The 19,963-nt window shown below is 60.9% G+C and carries 15 protein-coding genes and 3 pseudogenes; 8 read left to right on the top strand and 10 right to left on the bottom strand.

The genetic code is table 11. The features are described 5' to 3' along the window. Positions 1-10: 10 nt before the first annotated feature. From ggt to KVH01_RS26615, 3 genes are all read left to right on the top strand, one after another. Positions 11-1,840: a gamma-glutamyltransferase gene (gene ggt, locus KVH01_RS26630; RefSeq protein ID WP_217883495.1), complete on the top strand. Its 1,830-nt coding sequence runs from the start codon at positions 11-13 to the stop codon at positions 1,838-1,840. A gap of 27 nt (positions 1,841-1,867) precedes the next feature. Next, a complete protein-coding gene (locus KVH01_RS26625; RefSeq protein ID WP_217883494.1) occupies positions 1,868-2,587 on the top strand; it encodes a polyphenol oxidase family protein in 720 nt (239 codons plus the stop codon). 427 nt (positions 2,588-3,014) lie between these two features. After that, positions 3,015-3,308 carry a helix-turn-helix domain-containing protein gene (locus KVH01_RS26615; RefSeq protein WP_217883544.1) on the top strand — a complete coding sequence of 98 codons (294 nt, stop codon included), beginning with the start codon at positions 3,015-3,017 and terminating at the stop codon, positions 3,306-3,308. Between the two features lie 25 nt (positions 3,309-3,333). On the opposite strand, the gene ddlA is transcribed toward KVH01_RS26615, so the two are convergent. Both ddlA and KVH01_RS26605 read right to left on the bottom strand, forming a co-directional pair. Further along, positions 3,334-4,428, bottom strand: coding sequence for a D-alanine--D-alanine ligase (ddlA, locus tag KVH01_RS26610; protein ID WP_217883493.1), 1,095 nt, complete (start codon positions 4,426-4,428; stop codon positions 3,334-3,336). 44 nt (positions 4,429-4,472) lie between these two features. After that, positions 4,473-5,105 (bottom strand): LysE family translocator, encoded by a 633-nt coding sequence (locus KVH01_RS26605; RefSeq protein ID WP_217883492.1) that lies wholly within the window; start codon positions 5,103-5,105, stop codon positions 4,473-4,475. Between the two features lie 137 nt (positions 5,106-5,242). Between KVH01_RS26605 and KVH01_RS26600 the strand changes: the two genes are divergently transcribed. Beyond that, on the top strand, positions 5,243-6,052 hold the full coding sequence (locus tag KVH01_RS26600) for an AraC family transcriptional regulator (RefSeq protein WP_217883491.1): 810 nt from the start codon (positions 5,243-5,245) through the stop codon (positions 6,050-6,052). 450 nt (positions 6,053-6,502) lie between these two features. Then, the gene (locus tag KVH01_RS26595; protein WP_065888068.1) at positions 6,503-6,739 is read left to right on the top strand and encodes a hypothetical protein; all 237 of its coding nucleotides are present in this window, start codon (positions 6,503-6,505) and stop codon (positions 6,737-6,739) included. 164 nt (positions 6,740-6,903) lie between these two features. On the opposite strand, the pseudogene KVH01_RS30725 reads toward KVH01_RS26595, so the two are convergent. The 3 genes and pseudogenes from KVH01_RS30725 to KVH01_RS26585 all read right to left on the bottom strand — a co-directional run. Then, a pseudogene (locus KVH01_RS30725) lies at positions 6,904-7,335 on the bottom strand (methyl-accepting chemotaxis protein); the annotation flags it as partial. A gap of 108 nt (positions 7,336-7,443) precedes the next feature. Then, a pseudogene (locus tag KVH01_RS30720) lies at positions 7,444-8,130 on the bottom strand (PAS domain-containing protein); the annotation flags it as partial. A 195-nt stretch (positions 8,131-8,325) separates the two neighbouring features. Further along, on the bottom strand, positions 8,326-8,658 hold the full coding sequence (locus tag KVH01_RS26585) for a DUF2790 domain-containing protein (RefSeq protein WP_217883490.1): 333 nt from the start codon (positions 8,656-8,658) through the stop codon (positions 8,326-8,328). A 523-nt stretch (positions 8,659-9,181) separates the two neighbouring features. Between KVH01_RS26585 and KVH01_RS26580 the strand changes: the two genes are divergently transcribed. Both KVH01_RS26580 and KVH01_RS26575 read left to right on the top strand, forming a co-directional pair. Continuing rightward, complete coding sequence (locus KVH01_RS26580) at positions 9,182-9,856, top strand: heavy metal response regulator transcription factor (RefSeq protein ID WP_043050853.1); 675 nt, start codon at positions 9,182-9,184, stop codon at positions 9,854-9,856. Further along, positions 9,853-11,313, top strand: a complete 1,461-nt coding sequence (locus KVH01_RS26575) for a heavy metal sensor histidine kinase (protein ID WP_217883489.1) — start codon at positions 9,853-9,855, stop codon at positions 11,311-11,313. The genes KVH01_RS26580 and KVH01_RS26575 overlap by 4 nt, the downstream gene beginning before the upstream one ends. Before the next feature lie 58 nt (positions 11,314-11,371). Here KVH01_RS26575 and KVH01_RS26570 read toward each other — a convergent pair whose 3' ends face one another. From KVH01_RS26570 to KVH01_RS26555, 4 genes and pseudogenes are all read right to left on the bottom strand, one after another. After that, positions 11,372-14,515 carry a CusA/CzcA family heavy metal efflux RND transporter gene (locus tag KVH01_RS26570; RefSeq protein WP_217883488.1) on the bottom strand — a complete coding sequence of 1,048 codons (3,144 nt, stop codon included), beginning with the start codon at positions 14,513-14,515 and terminating at the stop codon, positions 11,372-11,374. A 17-nt stretch (positions 14,516-14,532) separates the two neighbouring features. Beyond that, positions 14,533-15,636 carry an efflux RND transporter periplasmic adaptor subunit gene (locus KVH01_RS26565; RefSeq protein WP_217883487.1) on the bottom strand — a complete coding sequence of 368 codons (1,104 nt, stop codon included), beginning with the start codon at positions 15,634-15,636 and terminating at the stop codon, positions 14,533-14,535. Between the two features lie 20 nt (positions 15,637-15,656). Next, complete coding sequence (locus KVH01_RS26560) at positions 15,657-16,874, bottom strand: TolC family protein (RefSeq protein WP_217883486.1); 1,218 nt, start codon at positions 16,872-16,874, stop codon at positions 15,657-15,659. 109 nt (positions 16,875-16,983) lie between these two features. Next, a pseudogene (locus tag KVH01_RS26555) lies at positions 16,984-17,079 on the bottom strand (cation transporter); the annotation flags it as partial. Between the two features lie 170 nt (positions 17,080-17,249). Here KVH01_RS26555 and KVH01_RS26550 point away from each other — a divergent pair. Beyond that, complete coding sequence (locus KVH01_RS26550) at positions 17,250-18,620, top strand: GntT/GntP/DsdX family permease (protein WP_217883485.1); 1,371 nt, start codon at positions 17,250-17,252, stop codon at positions 18,618-18,620. 3 nt (positions 18,621-18,623) lie between these two features. Here the strand turns inward: KVH01_RS26550 and KVH01_RS26545 are convergent, their stop codons facing one another. Further along, entirely contained in the window at positions 18,624-19,913 is a 1,290-nt protein-coding gene (locus KVH01_RS26545; RefSeq protein WP_217883484.1) for an MFS transporter, read from the bottom strand. Positions 19,914-19,963: the final 50 nt, after the last annotated feature.

Genomic DNA, 19,963 nt, shown 5'->3' with positions numbered 1-19,963 from the left:
CCTTCTCAAAATGAACGGAGTTCAGCGCGTGTTTTTGATTTCCCGCCGCCACCTGACGGTCATCGCGACAGCCCTGGCCCTTGCGGCCTGCCACACTGCCGTCAACGAACTACCACCGGCTCCGGAGCTGGGTTCGGGCTATCGCACCGACCTGAGCACCCGCCACGCCGAACGCCACATGGCCGCCGCCGCCAACCCGCTGGCCGCCGAAGCCGGGCGTGAGATGTTGCGCCAGGGCGGCTCGGCCATCGATGCGGCGATTGCCATGCAAGCGGTACTGACCCTGGTGGAACCGCAGTCTTCCGGTATTGGCGGCGGTGCGTTCATCATGCTGTGGGATGGGCAAAAGGTGCATGCCTACGACGGCCGCGAAACCGCGCCGGCGGGTGCGACCGAGCGCCTGTTCCTGAACGCCGACGGCACGCAGATGGCCTTCACCGATGCACAGATTGGCGGGCGCTCGGTGGGCACGCCGGGGGTATTGCGCGCGCTTGAGATGGCGCACAAAAAGAGCGGCCACCTGCAATGGGCCAAGCTGTTTGAGCCGGCGATTCGCCTGTCGGAGCAAGGCTTCGCTATTTCCCCGCGCTTGCACAGCTTGATCGCAGCTGACCGCTTTATCGCACAATCGCCGGAAATGGCGGCGTACTTCCTGAATGCCGACGGCTCGCCAAAAGCCACCGGCACGCTGCTGAAAAATCCAGCGCTGGCCGCGGTGTTCAAGCGCATCGCCAAGGAAGGGCCGGACGCGCTGTACCATGGGCCGATTGCCGATGAGATTGCACGCAAGGTGCAGGGCAATCGCAATGCCGGCAGCTTGTCCGTGGCCGACCTCAAGAGCTACAGCGCCAAGGAACGTGCACCGTTGTGTACCGACTACAAACAATGGAAGGTCTGCGGCATGCCGCCGCCTTCCTCGGGCGGGATTGCCGTGGCGCAGATCCTTGGGACTTTGCAGGCACTGGAAACCCGCGACCCTCGCTTGGCTATCGCACCGATGACACCGATCAAGAGTGCCTCGCCAGCCGGGCTTGAGCCGACACCCGAAGCGATACATTTGATTGCCGAGGCCGGGCGCCTGGCCTTTGCCGATCGTGCGCTGTACGTGGCCGATGCGGACTTTACCCCCGTACCGGTTGCCGGTCTCGTCGCGCCCAATTACCTGGCCCAGCGCGCCGCGCTGATCGGTGAACGCAGCATGGGCGTGGCCAAGCCCGGCCAACCCGCTGGCGTGCAGGTGGCCTATGCGCCAGACCGCTCGCCGCTGCGCATCTCCACCTCGCAAGTGGTGGCGGTGGACGATCAGGGCGGAGCGGTGTCGATGACCACCACGGTGGAAGCGGCGTTCGGTTCCCATGTGATGGTGCAGGGCTTTTTGCTCAACAACCAGATGACCGACTTCTCGTTCATTCCCGAAGAAAACGGCCAGCCTGTAGCCAACCGCGTGCAACCCGGCAAGCGCCCGCGCTCAGCCATGGCGCCGACCTTGGTGTTCGACCGCCAGACGGGTGAGCTGCTCGCTACCGTCGGTTCACCAGGCGGTTCGCAGATCATCGAATACGTGAGCAAATCCCTGGTAGCCATGCTCGACTGGAAACTTGATCCCCAAGCAGCCATCAGCCTGCCAAATTTCGGCAGCCGCAACGGGGCCACGGAGTTGGAAACTGGTCTGTTCAGCCCCGCGCTGAAACAGGCACTCAAGGACAAAGGTCATGCCCTCAGCGAAATCGAGATGACCAGCGGCGTGCAGGCCATCGTGCGCACAAGGGATGGCCAGGGCAAGGTGTCGCTGAGCGGCGGCGCCGACCCTCGGCGCGAAGGCGAGGCGCTGGGCGACTAGGGTGTTTTGATCAAAGGAGAATGCACGGTGCACAAAGCCCATAGCCTCAATGCCCTCCCCGGCGTCGATCACGGTTTTTGCTCGATTGATGATCCCCTGCGACCCGGTGACGTGTTCATTTGCAAACAAGTGCACAGCGCGTCGGCGATCGAGTGGCAACCGGGTCAGTTGGCCAACACGATTGAGGCCGACGGGGTGCTCACACACAGCCGCCAGCCGATTGCGGTCATCACGGCCGATTGCTTGCCCATTCTGATCGCAGGCGGTGAGTGGGTAGCGGCCATCCATGGCGGCTGGAAGGGCTTGCAGCGCGGAATCATCGACAATGCCGTGCAGCGCTTCATAGATAAAGGCATTAACGCAGACCAACTGCGAGTAGCGATTGGGCCGTCGATCAAACCGTGCTGCTATGAGGTGAGCGCGGCGTTTATTGCCGAGTTCCAAGCCGATCAAGGCCACGTTTGGCAGCACGGCCAGGCGCCCTGGAGCGTTGAGCAACCGACACCGCTACAAGCCCCGCACATTACACCGCCCCATGCCAGGCAAACAGGAAGTGCCTGGTTTGACTTGAGCGGATATGGGCTGCTGCTACTGCACGCGGCCGGGGTCAAGCGCGAACATATCGAGGTGAGTGACGTATGCACCTACTGCACCTCGCCGGCGTTTGCCAGCTATCGCAGGAGGACTCATCACCCGGCGGAGAACAGGACGTTGATCTATTCGTGGATTGCTCGTACATACCGATAAAAAAACGCCTACAAACCAACCTCTCAGGCCCCCTGCCTATCGCCCAAACTCAAAGTGGCCTGTCATTTTGCGATAAAAACCCTCTTGAGCAGTGCCTTCTCACCTGCGATTTTCTGGCCCGCCCTTTCTTGCCAGAGGCTACGTCAAAGACGTAGAGTTTCGCGTGTTGACCATCATAGAATCGCCTTTATTCAGCAGACTATGGCCCGACTATTGGACTGAAGAGGAAAAAGGTATTTTCATGGCTTTCCTTGCCAGCCATCCTGACTCAGGGAATGTTATTCCGCGTTCAGGTGGCTGCCGAAAGATACGCTGGAGCATGGAGGGCCGGGGCAAAAGTGGATCGGTGCGAATTATCTACACCACTCAATTGGAGTGCGGAGCAGTAGTAGCACTTCTGATTTATGGCAAGGGCACCACTGAGAGTATTCCGGCACGTGACGCCAAACGCAATATCGGCGAAGAATTACTGGCCGCCATTCAGGATGTCAAAGCGGGAAATTACGGTGCAGTGCACTACGTTGAGGTCACCCAAGCTGCCGAAGCAAGAAGCAAGACGGGGCTGTCGCAACAAAAATTTGCGGAGCTTCTGGGTGTGTCAGTAAGGACCCTTCAAGAATGGGAACAAGGGCGTCGGGCACCTTCTGGTGCAGCTCGCTCGCTACTACACATTGCGGCCATAAGGCCGGACGTTTTTCGCGAAGTTCTCAGTAACGCCTGATGGCGTTACTGACCCGGGCCTATGATCAGCGACTGATCTTCAACCCCTTGCGCCCCGCATGCCGCTCCAGCGCCAGTTCAATTAACCGGCTCACCAGCTCGCTGTAGCTCATGCCCGCTGCCTGCCACAGCTTGGGGTACATGCTGATGCGGGTAAAACCGGGCAGTGAGTTGACCTCGTTGATCAGGACTTCGCCGTCATCGGTCAGGAACACATCCACCCGCGCCAGCCCTGCACAACCCAACACTTCAAACGCTTCAATGGCCAGGCTGCGAATGCGCTCGCTGGCTTCATGGCTGATAGCCGCAGGCACGACCACCTGGGCTGCCTGGTCGTCGATGTATTTGCTGTCGTAGGAATAGAAGCCGTTGCTCACCACGATCTCGCCGCAACCGCTGGCAATGGGCTGGTCATTGCCCAGCACGGCGCATTCGATTTCACGGCCCTGGACGGCGGACTCCACCAGCACTTTTTCATCAAAACCCAGCGCCAGCTCAACCGCGGCGAGGTACTCGGCTTCGCTGCCGACTTTACTCACGCCCACTGAGGAGCCCTGGTTGGCGGGCTTGACGAACATCGGTACGCCGAGCGTGTTCACAGCCGCCTCAAAAGAGGTGCGTGCCGCGTTTCGACGCGTAAGGGTGATGAACGGCGTGACCGCGATCCCGGCGTCACGCAGCAGGCGTTTGCTGATGTCTTTGTCCATGCACACCGCCGAGCCGAGCACGTCGGAGCCGACAAAGGGCAAGTCAGCCATGCGCAGCAAGCCTTGCAGGCAACCGTCTTCGCCAAGGGTGCCGTGGACGATGGGGAAGATCACATCGATGTGCTCCAGCAGCCCCTGGCCGGAGGTTTCCACCACCTGCTGGCTGGCCTTGCCCGGCACCACCGCCAATTCACGGTTGGATTGATTGAGGGCGATCAGCGCCGGGTTTTCCTGGTTGATCAGGAAGTTCGACGTGTCGTTGAGATGCCAGTGGCCGGCCTTGTCGATACCGATCAGGATGGGCTCGAAGCGTGAACGGTCGAGGGCATCGACGATGTTGCGCGCCGATTGCAGCGAAACCTCATGCTCGGCCGAACGACCACCAAAAATAATCCCTACCCGCAACTTGCTCATAACCCGGCCTCACTGTTGAAAGTAAGGCTTCTTACCACGGGCGGTCAGCGATTCGCTACCAGATGTGCACCGAACAACAGGTAACAACTGCCGGCAAAGCGGTCGAGCCACTTGCGCGAACGGCTGTAGAGGTTGGCCATGCGCTCGCTGGAAAACACCAGGGCGACGCTGGTGTACCAACTGAACGACAAGGTCGCCATGGTGATGACCGCAAGAGTCAGCAGCGCAGGCGATGGGGACGGCGGCATGGTCGAAGCAAAAGCCGTAGCGACGAACAGCGCAGCCTTGGGGTTGGACAAATTGCCCAGCAAGCCGAAGCGCCAGGCGGAAAACAATGAGCGTCGTGGCTCGTCGGGCAACTGCACCGACGCCGGCGCCGAGCGCTTGAAAAGTTTCAGCCCAAGGTAGATCAGGTAGCAGCCGCCGATGATCTTGAACGCCAGGTACAACATCGGTGCGGCGGTAAACAGCGACTTGATACCAAGGCCACCCGCGAGCCCCCAGATAAGCGTGCCGGTCGCCACGCCCGCCGATGCCACCACGCCGTGACGTCGCGAACAGCTGGCGGCCAACTGCGCCGTATTGAAGAAGTTGGGGCCGGGCGTCACCACGGCGACCGTCCACAGCAACGCGAGCGCCACCAAGGGCGTTACATAGGCAGGGTTGAAAAAATCCATGGAAGGCTCCGCCAGCGCAGTAGACGAACCGCGATCATAGGCCTCGGCCGACGCCTGCACAATCGTACAAGACCCCAGGCAGACAAGCGCGGCAGACTCGGTTAACGTGTTTCCACCTCCTTTTGTGACAAGTCAACATGGGCAACCCCACCCACACCCTCGACTGGCTGCATCGCGCCCCGCACGCCAGTGGCCTGGACCGTATCGAGGCGTACTTTGCCGGCTTCGCGTTCGACCCCCATCGCCATGACACCTACGCCATCGGGCGCACCTTGTTAGGCGTGCAGAGTTTTCATTACCGCGGTGGCATGACCCACAGCCTGCCTGGTACCACCATGGTGATTCACCCGGATGAAACCCATGACGGCCGCGCGGGCAGCGATGAAGGCTTCAAGTACCGGATGATTTATGTGGAGCCGGCGCTGATCCAGCAGATTCTCGGCGGCAAACCATTGCCGTTCATCCCCGGCGGCTTGTCCACCGATCCGCGGCTGCACCGTGCCAGCGAAGTGTTGCTGCAGAACCTGGAGTGCTCGATTGACCCGATGCAAGAACAGGACGCCATGTACGACCTGGCCCAGGCGCTGAGCATGGCGTCCGGCGCCATCGTCAGCCGCAAATCCTTCGACTACATCGCTGCCGAACGCGCCCGTGAATTTATCCACAGCGCCCTGGGCCGCAGCATCACCCTGGATGAAATAGCCGACCACGCCGGCCGCGACCGCTGGGCGTTATCACGGGATTTTCGCTTACTGTTCGGCACCAGCCCCTACCGCTACCTGACCATGCGCCGGCTCGACCTGGTGCGCCACTTGTTGGCCCAGGGCCAACCCTTGGTGGATGCGGCGATGACCGCCGGCTTCACCGACCAGAGCCACATGACCCGTCAATTTCGCAGCACCTACGGCATGCCTCCATCGCGCTGGGTAAAGATGCTCGGCCGCTGACCCAAGGCTTGGAATGCATTCAAATGTGGGAGGGGGCTTGCTCCCGATGGCGGCGGTTCAGCTAATGCATCTGCTGGCTGACACTCCGCTATCGGGAGCAAGCCCCCTCCCACATTTGGACGGTGGTGTTGCTGGCATTTGGTCATGGTTTGTAAAGGGCCAGCAAGCTGTGTCTCTTTAAATTGCAGGACGTTTCCGAGACAATCCCCGCCGCCTTGTGCCTGTTGGAATCGATGGCTAGTCTTCGGTCCGTCACTGGAGTTCAGTGATCGGGTTTAGCAGCCCGAACTCAATAGGCACACGGTCCACATCTGCGTTTATGGTGGCTGTGCGCGGGGCATCTTCGGGTGCGCTGGTTTTCCTATTGACCGGTCTGCTAACCCGCGTACAGCTGCCACCTTACGTTTAGCAGCGTTGGTGGTTGCTCCCTTGTTCAATAGGAGTTACACCATGACCAAAGCACTTCCCGATCCACCCATGGACTGCCTCGTCGTCAACGAAGAACTCAGCTTCGAAGACGCCCAACTCTATATCTCCCACTTGATCCACAGCGCCTCAGCCACGGTGTGGGACTGCTGTGATCACCTGCAACCCCATGACCGCGCCAGAATCCATGCCGCGTGGCACTTGCTGGAAATGGCCAAGACCGTGGTAAACCGCACCATCGAGTGCATGCCACGGACCTGAAAATACTACAAAACAATGTGGGAGGGGGCTTGCTCCCGATGAGGGTGTGTCAGTAATACATCTATGACTGACCCACCGCCATCGGGAGCAAGCCCCCTCCCACATTGAGTTCTGTTGTATTCAAAACCGAGTTCAGCGTTGGAACATGCTCTTGAGCTAACCAGTTAACTCGACAGCTGATTGGCAAACTGCCCAACCGCACTCACCACTTTTTGCGCACCGTCCTGGATTTCCACAATCACCGTGCCGGCCTCCGCCGCCAGGGCCAGGCCTTGTTCGGCTTGCAGGCGACCGTCGGCCATCAGCGCAACCGCATCACGGGCCATGTCCTGGTTCTGGCGCACCACACCGACAATTTCTTCAGTGGCTTTGCTGGTGCGCGACGCCAGTTGCCGCACCTCATCAGCCACCACCGCAAAGCCACGCCCTTGCTCGCCGGCACGCGCCGCTTCGATGGCTGCGTTCAGCGCCAGCAAGTTGGTCTGTTCGGCAATGCCGCTGATGGTCTTGACGATGCTGCCGATCACTTGGGACTGGGCGTTCAGCGCCTCGATGCCTTCGCCGGCCTGTTGCATGTGCTGGGCCAAATCACGCATCACGTCCACCGCCTGGGTCACCACCGTGGTGCCGCGCTGGGCGCTGTCGTCGGTTTGCAGGGAGGTGCTGTAGGCAATGTTTGCAGCGTCGGCCACCGCCTGCTCACGGTTGACCTGGTCGGTGATCACCGTGGCGAACTTGACCACTTTGTACAGTCGCTCGTTGGCGTCCAGCACTGGGTTGTAGGTGGCTTCCAACCACACCAGGCGGCCATGGCTGTCCACGCGTTTGAAACGTGCAGCGACGAACTCACCGGCGTTCAGGCGTTTCCAGAACTGCTGGTACTCGGGGCTGTTGTATTCCTGCGGCTCACAGAACATGCGGTGATGTTTGCCCTGGATCTGCGCCAGGCTGTAACCCATGCTGCTGAGGAAGCGGTCATTGGCGGTGAGCACGTGCCCGTCCAGGTCGAACTCGATCAATGCCGTGGAGCGCATCAGCGCGGTGATCAGGTTTTCATGTTCTCGCGAACTCTCGATGGTGCGGGTGAGGTCGCTGGAGAACATGGAAAAATGCTTGAGGCGCCCCTGCGAACTGCGCACCGGCTGTACGATCGAGCGCAGCCACGCCTCCTTGCCATTGCCACGCATCAGGCGCACGGCACCGGCAAAATGTTCGCCGCGAGCCAACGCGTGCTTGAAGCGCAATTGGAACTCGTCCTGGCGCACATGAGCCGGCACCAAATCTTCAATCGCCCGCCCTACAATCTCACTCAGCGGATAAACCAGCTCCTGCAGGAAGTTGGCATTCGCCCACTCTACCCGCCCCTCGGCATCCAGCGTCAGGCACAACATCTCGTTCTCCAGGCTCTCCTTGACCTGCAACAAGCTCGACAATTCTTCGCGAAGAGCGGCCAGCTCCTGTTTCAAGCGGGTATTGAACATAGGGCACCGATGGGCAAATGGGCGGGACGATTACTGCTGCATCGGCGCTGCCGGCATTTTCTGAATAGCGCTTTAGCCCACGGCCTCATTATATTTTTTGATCCTTCAACCGCCCGTGTTTCGGCAAACACCCATCACCTGATACTCCAGGGTATTGAGCTTGCCGCTGGAATCCTCATAGGTCATGCGCGACGGCACGGCATTGCACGAGCGGACCGGCGGCGTCACGTTGACCACCTTGGCAATGTCCAGCTCCATGCCATAGCGATAGGTCTGCACCTCAGGCACTGGCTTGCCGTTTTTGATCGCGTAGGCGGCCATGGCTTTCTCGTTGCGCTCCATCATCAGGGCAAAGGTACGATCACCTCCGCCTTCGGCCAGTGCACCCAGGGATAAGACGGCGGTTAAAACACCTAAGGCCACTTTATAAAAGTTCATAACGGGTTCCTCGACTGAAAAGTTCAGTGTCGAGATTAACCAGCGAACCCTGACGGCATGTTCACCAGAACATTACTTATTTGTTAGACGGCCGCCAGTTTGCAGAATCGTAACCTTCATCAGCGTGTTACTGCACAGCATCTGCAGCAAATGACTACCGAATATCCATTGTTCGCGCTGTGAGCTTACATTCGCTCGCGGTTAACTAACATCTGTTCACAAATAGCCGTCTATCAAAATTGTAATATTGGCTCCAGCTTCTCGTTAAGTTGAAATTTCTATACTGGCTTCAACTTATTCACCGAGCACATTCATCTCTGAAGCTTTTGTGTAGCTCCTTTGGAAAGAGATGAGTTTTTAACGCCCCGCTTGGGGCGTTTTTTTTGCCCGTAGCACTGTGCGACCGAGGGTCGCAGTTGACCCTGAAGCTACTTCAGCGTTCAGACTTTTCCTACTCCCCTGAAAACAGCCGCCAAACGGAAATGGGCGCTTTCTCTCTCCAGACATTAGAGGTAACACCCCCATGCGTATCCTTGTGGTTGAGGACGAGCAAAAGACCGCCGACTACCTGCAGCAAGGCTTGAACGAAAGCGGCTATGTGGTCGACTGCGCCGCCAATGGCATCGACGGCCTGCACCTGGCCGGGCAGCATGCGTATGAGCTGGTGATTCTCGACGTCAACCTGCCCGGCAAGGACGGCTGGCAAGTTCTGCAAGAGCTGCGGCGCAATAGCACCCAGCGGGTGATGATGCTGACCGCCCGGGGGCGGCTGGCTGACAAGATCAAGGGCCTGGACATGGGCGCCGACGACTACCTGGTCAAGCCCTTCGAGTTTCCCGAACTGCTGGCCCGTGTACGCACCTTGTTGCGACGCAGCGAACACATTCCGCAGCCGGAAGTGTTCCGCGTGTCGGACCTGGAACTGGACCCGCGCCGCCATCGCGCCTATCGCGGCACTCGGCGTATCGACCTGACCACCAAGGAGTTCACCCTGCTCCACGTACTGATGCGCCAGAGCGGCGAAGTGCTGACCCGCACGCAGATTATTTCCCTGGTGTGGGACATGAATTTCGACTGCGACACCAACGTGGTGGAAGTGTCCATCAGCCGCTTGCGGGCCAAGGTGGATGACCAGAGCGAGGTCAAGCTGATCCACACCATCCGCGGCGTGGGCTATGTGCTGGAAGCGCGTCCATGAAGACCGGCAGCCTGTCGATGCGCCTGGGCCTGACCGTCAGCCTGATGGGCGCCGGCCTGGTGTTGCTGCTGGCCACCCTGGCCTACCTGGCCCTCACCCATGAGTTGGAAAAACTGGCGCGCAAGAATCTGGAAAGCAAGATGGAACAGATCCAGCACAGCCTGGCCCTGGGGCTCGATGCCCAGGCCATCCGCGCCCGCCCTCATTCACTGTTGGACCTGGTCATCGGCCATGACAATTTCTACCTGACGATCGTCGGCACCGCCCCCAATAACAGCGTGTTACTCAACATCGGTGCCAAGCCCCAGGAACCCTTGCTCACCGACTTCAAACCCCGGGAAACCCTCGGCTACCTGAACTGGACCGACAACTATGGCAGCCAAGTGCTCAGCGCCTCCAGCCTGATGCGCCTGGCCAGCGGTGAACGCGTGCGGGTGCTGCTGTCCCTGGACCGCATGGATGACCAGGCGTTGCTCAGCGCGTATCTGCGCGCCACGCTGATTGCGCTGCCGTTGCTGTTGATCCTGATCGGCATGGGCGCATGGTGGTTGGTGCAACGCGGCCTGGCACCGTTGAAGCAGTTCAGCCAGGTGGCGGCGAAAGTCACCACCCAAGACCTGACCCACCGTTTGTCCGTGGACAACTTGCCCCACGAACTGGGTGAACTGGCCCAAGGCTTCAACGTGATGCTCAACCGCCTGGATGCGGGCGTACAGCAGCTCTCGCAATTCTCCGATGACCTGGCCCACGAACTACGCGCGCCGCTGACCAACCTGATGGGCAAGGCCCAACTGACCCTGTCGCGCCAGCGACCGCCCGAGGAATACAAGGCGGTGCTGGAATCCAACACCGAAGAGCTTGAACGCCTGGCGCGTATCGTCAGCGATATGCTGTTCCTGGCCCAGGTCAGCCATCCGGCGGCGCGGGCATCATTCACTGAAGTGTCCCTGGCCCAAGAAGCCCAGCGGGTGATGGAGCTGTTTGCCCTGAGCGCCGAAGACAAAGAGGTCACCCTGAGCCTGCGCGGCGATGCCCGGGTGACGGGTGATCGGCTGATGATCCAGCGGGCCATCTCCAATTTGCTCTCCAATGCCATTCGCCACACGCCTGAAGGTTCGAGCATCTTGTTGTTGGTGGAGGCCTATGAACAGAGCGTGTCGCTGTCGGTGGGCAACCCGGGTCGAGGCATCGACGCGCACCACCTGCCGCACTTGTTCGAACGTTTCTACCGCGCCGACAGCAGCCGTACCCGCGCCGAAGGCGGCAACGGGTTGGGGTTGGCGATCGTCAAGTCGATCATGCATTTTCATGGGGGGCATGCCCATGTCACCAGCCAGCCGGGGCGCTTTACGCGGTTCAGCCTGGTGTTTCCCCTGACCCTGAAAACAACACAGGTTCAGTGTGGGAGGGGGCTTGCTCCCGATGGCGGCGGTTCAGCTAATGCATCTGCTGGCTGACACTCCGCTATCGGGAGCAAGCCCCCTCCCACATTGGTCTTTGTGGTGAGTTCAAGGTTTAGGCAGTCTCTTCTTCGCGGCGATGGGCCCACTGGTAAAGCGCCGGCAACACCAGCAACGTCAGCAAGGTCGAAGAAATAATCCCGCCAATCACCACCGTCGCCAACGGGCGCTGCACTTCCGCGCCGGTGCCGGTGGCGAGTGCCATGGGGATAAACCCAAGGGACGCCACCAGCGCAGTCATCAGCACCGGACGCAGGCGGGTCAGCGCGCCCTCATGGATCGCCACCGCTAACGAGCGGCCTTCTTCGCGCAGGTTGCGGATAAAAGCAATCATCACCAGGCCGTTGAGCACCGCCACACCCGACAACGCAATAAAGCCCACCCCCGCCGAAATCGACAGCGGAATATCGCGCAGCCACAGCGCCATGATCCCACCGGTCAGCGCGAACGGAATCCCGGTGAACACCAGCAAGCCATCCTTGAGGTTGTTGAACATCATGAACAGCAAGCCGAACACCAGCAGCAACGCCACCGGCACCACGATGCGCAGGCGCTCGGAGGCTTCTTTCAACTGCTCGAATTGCCCGCCCCAGGTGGTCCAGTAACCGGCGGGCACTTTCACCTGGGCCATGAGGGCGGCTTGGGCTTCCTCGACAAACGAGCCGATATCACGCCCGCGCACGTTGGCGCTGACGATCACCAGGCGCTTGCCGTTCTCGCGGCTGATCTGGTTGGGGCCGAGCACCAGGTCGAGGCTGGCAACCTGGGACAAGGCGATAAAGCCCAGTTGCCCCGACGTGTTGCTGTCCAGCGCCGGCACCGGAATCAACAGCCGTGACAAGCCTTCGATGTCCGTGCGCAACGCGTCGGACAGACGCACCACCATGTCGAAGCGCCGATCCCCTTCGTACAACGTACCAGCCTGGCGCCCACCGACGGCAACGGCGATGGTGTCCTGCACATCACCCACATTCAGGCCAAAGCGCGCGGCTTTGTCGCGGTCGATATTGATGGTCAGCACCGGCAGGCCGGAGGTCTGTTCTACCTTCACTTCCGAGGCGCCATTAAGCTTCTGCAAGGTCTCGGCGATTTCCCCGGCGGTGCTGTTGAGTACCGCCATGTCATCACCAAACACCTTCACCGCCACATCGCTGCGCACCCCGGAAATCAGTTCGTTGAAGCGCAGTTGGATCGGTTGCGACAGCTCGTACACGCTGCCCGGCACAATCGCACTGGCCCTTTGGATGTCAGCAATGATTGCCTCGCGGGACTTGTTCGGATCGGGCCATTGGGCCTTGGGTTTGAGCATCACGTAGCTGTCGGAGATATTCGGCGGCATCGGATCGGAGGCGATTTCCGCGGTACCGGTACGCGCAAATACCCGCTCGATTTCCGGCACCTCGGCCAGCAAGGTTTTTTCCAATTGCTGCTGCATCTGCACCGATTGCGTCAGGCTGGTGCCGGGTACGCGCAGCGCCTGCTGAGCAAAGTCGCCCTCGCTGAGGCTGGGGATGAATTCGCTGCCCATGCGGCTGGCCACCGCGCCCGACACGACTATGGTCAGCAGCGCCAGGCCGAACACCAGCGGACGGCGCGTCATCACCCAATTGAGCACCGGGTCGTACATCCGACGTGCGCTGCGCATGACGAGATTTTCTTCTTCCTTGACCTTGCCGGTGACGAACAACGCAATCGCCGCCGGTACGAAGGTCACCGACAGAATCATCGCGCCGAGCAAGGCAATCACCACAGTGAAGGCCATTGGGTGGAACATCTTGCCGGCCACGCCGGTGAGGGCAAAGATCGGCAGGTATACCACCATGATGATCAACTGCCCGAAGATCAGCGCCCTTCGCGCTTCCTTGGCGGCGGCAAACACTTCGTGCAGACGTTCACTGCGGGTCAGTAAACGACCATGGCGCTGCTGCGCGTGAGCCAGACGGCGGATGGCGTTCTCGACGATCACCACCGCACCGTCGACGATAATGCCGAAATCCAATGCGCCGAGGCTCATCAGGTTGGCGCTGACTTTGTTGCTGAACATGCCGGTAAAGGTAAATAGCATCGCCAGCGGAATCACCATTGCCGTGATCAGTGCTGCACGGATATTGCCCAAGAACAGGAACAGCACGGCGACCACCAGCAACGCACCTTCGAAAAGGTTTTTCTTTACGGTGGAGATGGCTTTTTCCACCAGGTTGGTGCGGTCATACACAGTGACCGCCACCACCCCTTCGGGCAGCGAGCGGTTGATCTCCTCGAGTTTTTTCGCCACCGCCTGGGACACGCTGCGGCTGTTCTCGCCGATCAACATGAACACCGTGCCCAGCACCACTTCACGGCCATTTTCCGTGGCCGCGCCGGTGCGCAGTTCGCGGCCTATATCCACCTGAGCCACATTGCGCACGCGGATCGGCGTGCCATCCGACGTGGTGATGACGATGTTGGCGATGTCGTCGATGGACCCCACTTGCCCCGGTGCGCGGATCAGCAACTGCTCGCCGCTGCGTTCGATATAACCGGCGCCGACGTTGGCGTTGTTGCGCTCCAGCGCGGTGACCAGGTCATTGAGCGTCAGGTTGTAGGCAGCCAGGCGCTTGGGATCTGGCGCAATCTGGTACTCCTTGGCGAAGCCGCCGATCGTATTGATCTCGGCCACGCCCGGTACGTTGCGCAGTTGCGGCTTGATGATCCAGTCCTGGATCACCCGTAAGTCGGTAGGTGTGTACGGCGTGCCGTCATCCTTGCGCGCACCGTCCTCAGCCTCCACGGTCCATAGGAAAATTTCCCCGAGCCCGGTGGAAATCGGCCCCATCGCAGTATCAATGCCATCGGGCAATTGCCCACGCGCCACTTGCAGGCGCTCGTTGACCAGTTGGCGGGCGAAGAACAGGTCGGTGCCGTCCTTGAAGATCACGGTAACCTGGGACAAGCCCGAACGCGACAGCGAACGCGTCTGCTGCAGACCGGGCAGGCCGGCCATGGCGGTTTCGATGGGAAAGGTGATGCGCTGCTCGGTTTCCAGCGGCGAAAACCCCGCCGCCGCCGAGTTGATCTGCACCTGCACGTTGGTGATATCAGGCACCGCGTCGATGGGCAGTTTCTGATAGCTGGCGATGCCGACACCGGCCATCAACAGCACCGCCAGCAGCACGATGATGCGCTGCTCAATGGCAAATTGGATAAGGCGCTCAAACATGGGAAATCACTCGCAGATCAATGGGCGTGTTCGGCCGAGCCTTTGCCCAGTTCGGACTTGAGGATAAAGCTGCCAACCGTCGCTACTTGCGCGCCGACCTCCAGGCCCTGGCGCACTTCGACGTAGCCGTTTTCACTGATACCCAGTTCAAGATGGCGGGTGATAAAACCGTTTGTGGTGCGTACGAACACCGAGGGTTTGTCCTCGACGGTCTGGATCGCGGCTTGCGGTACGGTGACCTTGGCCTGGTAGGTATCGGTGGCGAGCTCCACGGCCACAAACAAGCCTGGGCGCCAGGCGTCGTCAGGGTTGGGCACCGCCACGCGGACGGTGGCGGTGCGCGTCTGCTCACCGAGCAAATTGCCGACATAGGCCACGGTGCCGAGCACTTCGGTGCCCATTTCCGTGGAGCTGACTTTCACCGGCTTGCCCACGCGCACCTTGTTCAAGTCTTTGGGAAATACCCCGAAGGTGACCCACACCTGGGACAAATCCGAAAGCGTGAACGCGTTGCTGGTCTCACTGACCACCTCGCCCACGCCCAGGTGTTTTTCCACCACCACCCCGGCAAACGGCGCACGCAGTTCATAGCGATTGCCACCGGCCAAGACTGCGCTGCCGCTGAGGGCGGTCATTTTTTGCCGGGCATTGTTCAGGGCGATTTCGGCTTCTTGCAGGGTTTGCCGCGCCAGCAAGTAATCCTGCTCGGCGGAGATTTTGTCTTGCCACAATTGGCGCTCGCGCTGGAAGGTGGTGCGCGCCAGCTCGACCCGGCGCTGGCTGGCCGCCAACTCGCTGCGCTGATCGGAAATCTGCTGGCTGGCGATCACCGCCAGCAGCTCGCCCTTTTTCACTGACTGGCCAAGATTGACCTTCACTGCCTCCACCACACCCGCTGCGCGGGGCACGATGTGGGAGGTGCGGTCTTCATCGAAGCGCACCTCGCCCGGAAGCGTCAGCAGGGTACTGATCGAGCGCGGTTGAGCCTGGGCCAGTTGAATGCCGGCGGCCTGGATCTGCTGCTCGGTGAGTTCGAGCATTCCTTCTTCCTCGGCGCATGCGAAGCCCGATAGCAGCAGGCCCAGGGCGACGGCGAGCGCCATGCCATGTTTTTTGTTCATCAGGAGACTCCAGGAAAAAATCAAAACCGGGCGAGGTCGCCGTAAATGCGTTCGATGCGTACCCAGGCGTCGGTGGCTTGGGCAGTCGCGGTAAGATATTGGGTGCGGGCCGCGATCAAGGTGCGCTGGGCGTCGAGCACGTCGAGGAAGTTGAACTTGCCCATCTCGAAGCCACGGGTGGCGCTGTCGACCGCGCTTTGTGCGGCGGGCAGGATCTGCTGGTTGAATGCGCGCACCTCGGTAATCGCCGCTTGCCACAGATCCAGGGCCTGGCGGGTCTCGGTGCGCAGGCGCAGCTCGGCGGCGTTGCGCAGGTCGCGGGCCTGGTCGGTGCGGCGGCTGGCAGCGAGGATGTTGCCCTGGTTGCGGTTGAATAACGGGATCGGCATCGACACGCCCACCAGGTTGACACGCTCGCGCACGCTGGCGTCGTATTGGCTGCCGATGGACACATCCAGGTCCGGAATGCGCTGGGCTTTTTCCAGGCTTACGCTGGCTTCGTTTTGCACAATGCTCAGTTCGGCCAGGCGCAGCTCGGCGGTCTGCTCAAGGCGCGCCAGCAATTGTGCAGCGCCAGGTAACGCCGGTGCGGAGGTGTTTTGTGTGGCGACCGCTTCGAAGTCGATGGCGGCACTGCCGGTGCGGGCGGCCAGGCGCCGGTAGGCGTCACTCAGGCCAATCCGGGCGCGATTCAACTCCAGGCGAATTTCCGACACCTGCACCTGGGCGCGGGTGGCTTCCACCGGTGATGACTTGCCGGCGCTGACACGCCCATTGGCGACCACCAGGCCGCGCTCGGCCAGGGCCATTGAGCGTTGCGCCAGGTCGAGGCGTTCCTGGGCGCGCAGGGCGCCGTAATAACTCTCGATCACCTCGGCGCGCAGCACATTGCGGCGCTGCTCCAAGGTCAATGCGGCGGCATCCTGGGCGCGGGCGGCCACGTCGATTCGCGCACCGCGCTTGCCGCCCAGTTCCAGGGTCTGGCTGAGTTTGATGCTGGTGGTGCGGCTGTTACGGCGGGTGTCTTCGGCGTCCCAGGAGACCACCGGATTGGGAATCAAGCCGGCCTGCTGACGGCCGCCTTGGGCGATGTCGATTTCCCATAGTGCGGCCGCCAGGTCCGGGTTGTTGGCGAAGGCGGTTTGCAAGGCTGCATCGAGGGTGAGGGTCTGTGCCTGGGCGGCGTTTGCAGCTACCCACAACGCCGCCACCAACAGTGTTCTAACGGAGATTGCCATAACGAGAGTTCCACGCCCATGAAGTCGCTGAGGTTTCCCAGCGGGGGCAATGTAGCTGTCGGTACTTATCAGGGCCGTGGGGGGAAGATTACAAATCCGTTAGCCAGGCTCAGGCATGCACTTCTTCATGTTCGTCATGCTGGAAACCCTCGCCTTCGACCTGGATGGTGGCGTGGGCAATATCGAATTGCTCGTGCAGTAATTGCAGATCCACTGGCATGGTTTGCAAAATTGTCATCTATCCGCCAGCGCGTCGTTAGCTTCGGGCGCACCAAAATCGCCCATGGGCGCCCTGGGCCTGCTCTATCAGGTATGCTTTTCGCACCGAAACAAAAAGAAACATATTAGCCAACCTGCTCGATAAGGAGTCCTGTTTTGGGGTTATCGACTGCCGTATGGATGGTTCACGACACCCGTCTCATGCTTTGCGTCCTGATGGCCATCGTCAGCATCATCGTGCTGATCAGCGCGAGCAAATTGCCGCCCTTCCTGTCGATTCTGATTGGCACCTTTATCGCGGGCGTGGGCGCCGGCTTGCCACCAGAAGAAGTGGCGAAGGCATTCAGCAAAGGTGCTGGAGCAATTCTCGGTGAAGCCGGGATCATCATTGCACTGGGCGCGATGCTCGGCGCGCTGATGGCCGAATCCGGCGCGGCCGACCGTATCGCCACCACTTTGCTCGGGCTGGGCAAGGGCAAGTCATTGCCGTGGGTGATGGCACTGGTCGCCATGGTGATTGGCCTGCCGCTGTTTTTTGAAGTGGGCCTGGTGATGATGGTGCCGATCATCTTTGTAATGGCCAAGCGGTCGAACCAGCCGCTGCTGAAAATCGCCATCCCGGCGCTGGCGGGCATGACCACCCTGCACGCCCTGATGCCGCCGCACCCGGGGCCGCTGATTGCCGTGGGCGCGCTGCACGCCGACCTGGGCCTGACCATGTTGCTAGGCTTTTGCCTGGCGGTGCCGGCAGTGATCCTGGCCGGGCCGCTCTACGGCAACTGGCTGTCCAAGCGCCTGCACGTGGATGAACCCGCCGAGATCGGCGCGCTGTTCAGCGCACCGCCCAAGGCCCCACGCCAGCCCAGCTTTGGCGCGTCGCTACTGATCATACTGTTGCCGGTGATCCTGATGCTCGGCAGCACCTTGGCCAAAGTCGCGCTGGCGCCAGAAAGCACCTTTGGCCTGACTTTGAAGTTCCTCGGCGAGCCGCTGATCGCCCTCGGCCTGGCGGTTATCGCCGCCGTGATATGCCTGGGATGGGCCGCAGGCATGCCACGCGCCGACGTCGGCAATACCCTGCGCAAAGCCCTTGCCCCCATCGCCGTGTTGCTGCTGACCATCGGCGCCGGTGGCGGCCTCAAGCAAACCCTGCTGGACGCAGGCGTCAGCCAGACCATCAGCAAGGTCGCCGAAGGCGCACACATGCCTTACCTGCTGCTTGCCTGGTTGATCGCCGTGGCCCTGCGCCAAGCCACCGGCTCGGCGACTGTCGCCACCACCACGACAGCGGGCATCCTCGCGCCAATGATGGCCGGGTTGGCGGCGACGCAAAGCTCACTGGTCGCCCTGGCGATTGGCGCCGGCTCGGTGTTCTTCTGCCACGTCAACGATGCCGGGTTCTGGATGGTGCGTGAGTACTTTGGCTTGCAACTCAAGCAGACGATTTGGGTGTGGTCGGTATTGCAGACCATCGTTTCAGTCGTTGGGCTTGTGGGTACGTTGCTGCTCTGGCACTTCCTGACCTGATCTTCAGGCGGTCAAGGTGTGGCGCTTGCCAAACAACGCCACACTCGCCACCCCCACCGCCCCCATCACCACACAATACCCCACGCAGATCCACGGACTGGTCGGCATCAGCGCGATCAACAGCAAAGGCGTGGTACTCGCCCACAGCGCATAGGCGATGTTGTAGGTAAAGGAAATTCCCGACACCCGCACCTGCGCCGGAAACAGCCCGACCATCACCGACGGCACAGCGCCCACCACGCCACAGCTCAAACCTGCCACCGCGTACGCCGCGCCCAGCCATACGCCACCGCTGATCAGGCTGGCATACAGGATAAAAATCCCCACCGGCAACAGCAGACTGTAGACCAGCACCGCGCGCCAGGCGCCGATACGGTCGACCAGCAGCCCGGCGAGGACGCAACCGATATTCAGGAAGACGATGCCCAGCGCGCTTAGGGCGAAGGTGTGGCTGGGGCTCATGCCGAAGGTTTTCTGCATCATGGTCGGAGTGATGACCACCAGCACCACCACGGCAGATGTCAGCACGCAGGTGAGGATCATCGCCGGCAACAGTACGGCGCGATGGTCGCGCAGCACGGTACGCAACGGCAGTTCGGCGGCCGCTTGGCGGCGTGCCTGCATTTCCAGAAATACCGGGGTTTCGCTGAGCCAGCGGCGCAGCCATACGCCGATCACACCGAATACGCCGCCGAGCAGGAAAGGCAAGCGCCAGGCGTAGTCGAGGATTTCGGCGGGGGTAAAGACTTGTGCCAGCAAGGTGGCGGTCAATGCGCCCAGCAGGTAGCCGAAGGTCAGGCCGGCTTGCAAAAAGCCCAAGGCGTAGCCGCGATGGTGACGCGGGGCGTGCTCGGCAACGAAAGTCCAGGCGCTGGGCACTTCACCACCCACCGCTGCGCCTTGCAGCACGCGCAACGCCAGCAGGATCAGCGGGGCGAAATAGCCGATTTGCGCGTAGGTCGGCATGATGCCGATCAGCAGGCAGGGCAAGGCCATCATCAGGATGCTCAGGCTGAACACGCGCTTGCGCCCCAGGTGGTCGGCAAAGTGCGCCATCAGGATGCCGCCCAGCGGGCGGGCCAGGTAGCCGGTGACGAAGATGCCGAAGCTTTGCAGCAGGCGCAGCCATTCGGGCATTTCAGGGGGGAAGAACAGTTGGCTGAGAGTCAGCGCGAAGAACACGAAGATAATGAAGTCATAGATTTCCAGGGCTCCACCGAGGGCGGCCAAGCCCAGGGTTTTATAGTCGGAGCGGGAAAAACGCTGCGCCCGTGGGGAAATGGTGGCAGTCATGTGCAGGCTCGGCAGGCAAACAAAATGGCGTGCAGGTTATGAGCTGAGCC

It is taken from the genome of Pseudomonas khavaziana (assembly GCF_019145205.1).
Taxonomy (GTDB): domain Bacteria; phylum Pseudomonadota; class Gammaproteobacteria; order Pseudomonadales; family Pseudomonadaceae; genus Aquipseudomonas; species Aquipseudomonas khavaziana.
The sequence above is the reverse complement of the archived record's forward strand: the minus strand, read 5'-3'. Positions and strand labels throughout refer to the sequence as shown.

Bases quoted from the DNA above. Each gene is read 5' to 3' on its own strand.
- KVH01_RS26605 (WP_217883492.1), bottom strand. From the start codon at position 5,105: ATGGATTTTTTCAACCCTGCCTATGTAACGCCCTTGGTGGCGCTCGCG.
- KVH01_RS26570 (WP_217883488.1), bottom strand. From the start codon at position 14,515: ATGTTTGAGCGCCTTATCCAATTTGCCATTGAGCAGCGCATCATCGTG.
- KVH01_RS26585 (WP_217883490.1), bottom strand. From the start codon at position 8,658: ATGAACTTTTATAAAGTGGCCTTAGGTGTTTTAACCGCCGTCTTATCC.
- KVH01_RS26545 (WP_217883484.1), bottom strand. From the start codon at position 19,913: ATGACTGCCACCATTTCCCCACGGGCGCAGCGTTTTTCCCGCTCCGAC.
- ggt (WP_217883495.1), top strand. From the start codon at position 11: ATGAACGGAGTTCAGCGCGTGTTTTTGATTTCCCGCCGCCACCTGACG.
- KVH01_RS26560 (WP_217883486.1), bottom strand. From the start codon at position 16,874: ATGGCAATCTCCGTTAGAACACTGTTGGTGGCGGCGTTGTGGGTAGCT.
- KVH01_RS26575 (WP_217883489.1), top strand. From the start codon at position 9,853: ATGAAGACCGGCAGCCTGTCGATGCGCCTGGGCCTGACCGTCAGCCTG.
- KVH01_RS26595 (WP_065888068.1), top strand. From the start codon at position 6,503: ATGACCAAAGCACTTCCCGATCCACCCATGGACTGCCTCGTCGTCAAC.
- KVH01_RS26600 (WP_217883491.1), top strand. From the start codon at position 5,243: ATGGGCAACCCCACCCACACCCTCGACTGGCTGCATCGCGCCCCGCAC.
- KVH01_RS26565 (WP_217883487.1), bottom strand. From the start codon at position 15,636: ATGAACAAAAAACATGGCATGGCGCTCGCCGTCGCCCTGGGCCTGCTG.
- KVH01_RS26580 (WP_043050853.1), top strand. From the start codon at position 9,182: ATGCGTATCCTTGTGGTTGAGGACGAGCAAAAGACCGCCGACTACCTG.
- ddlA (WP_217883493.1), bottom strand. From the start codon at position 4,428: ATGAGCAAGTTGCGGGTAGGGATTATTTTTGGTGGTCGTTCGGCCGAG.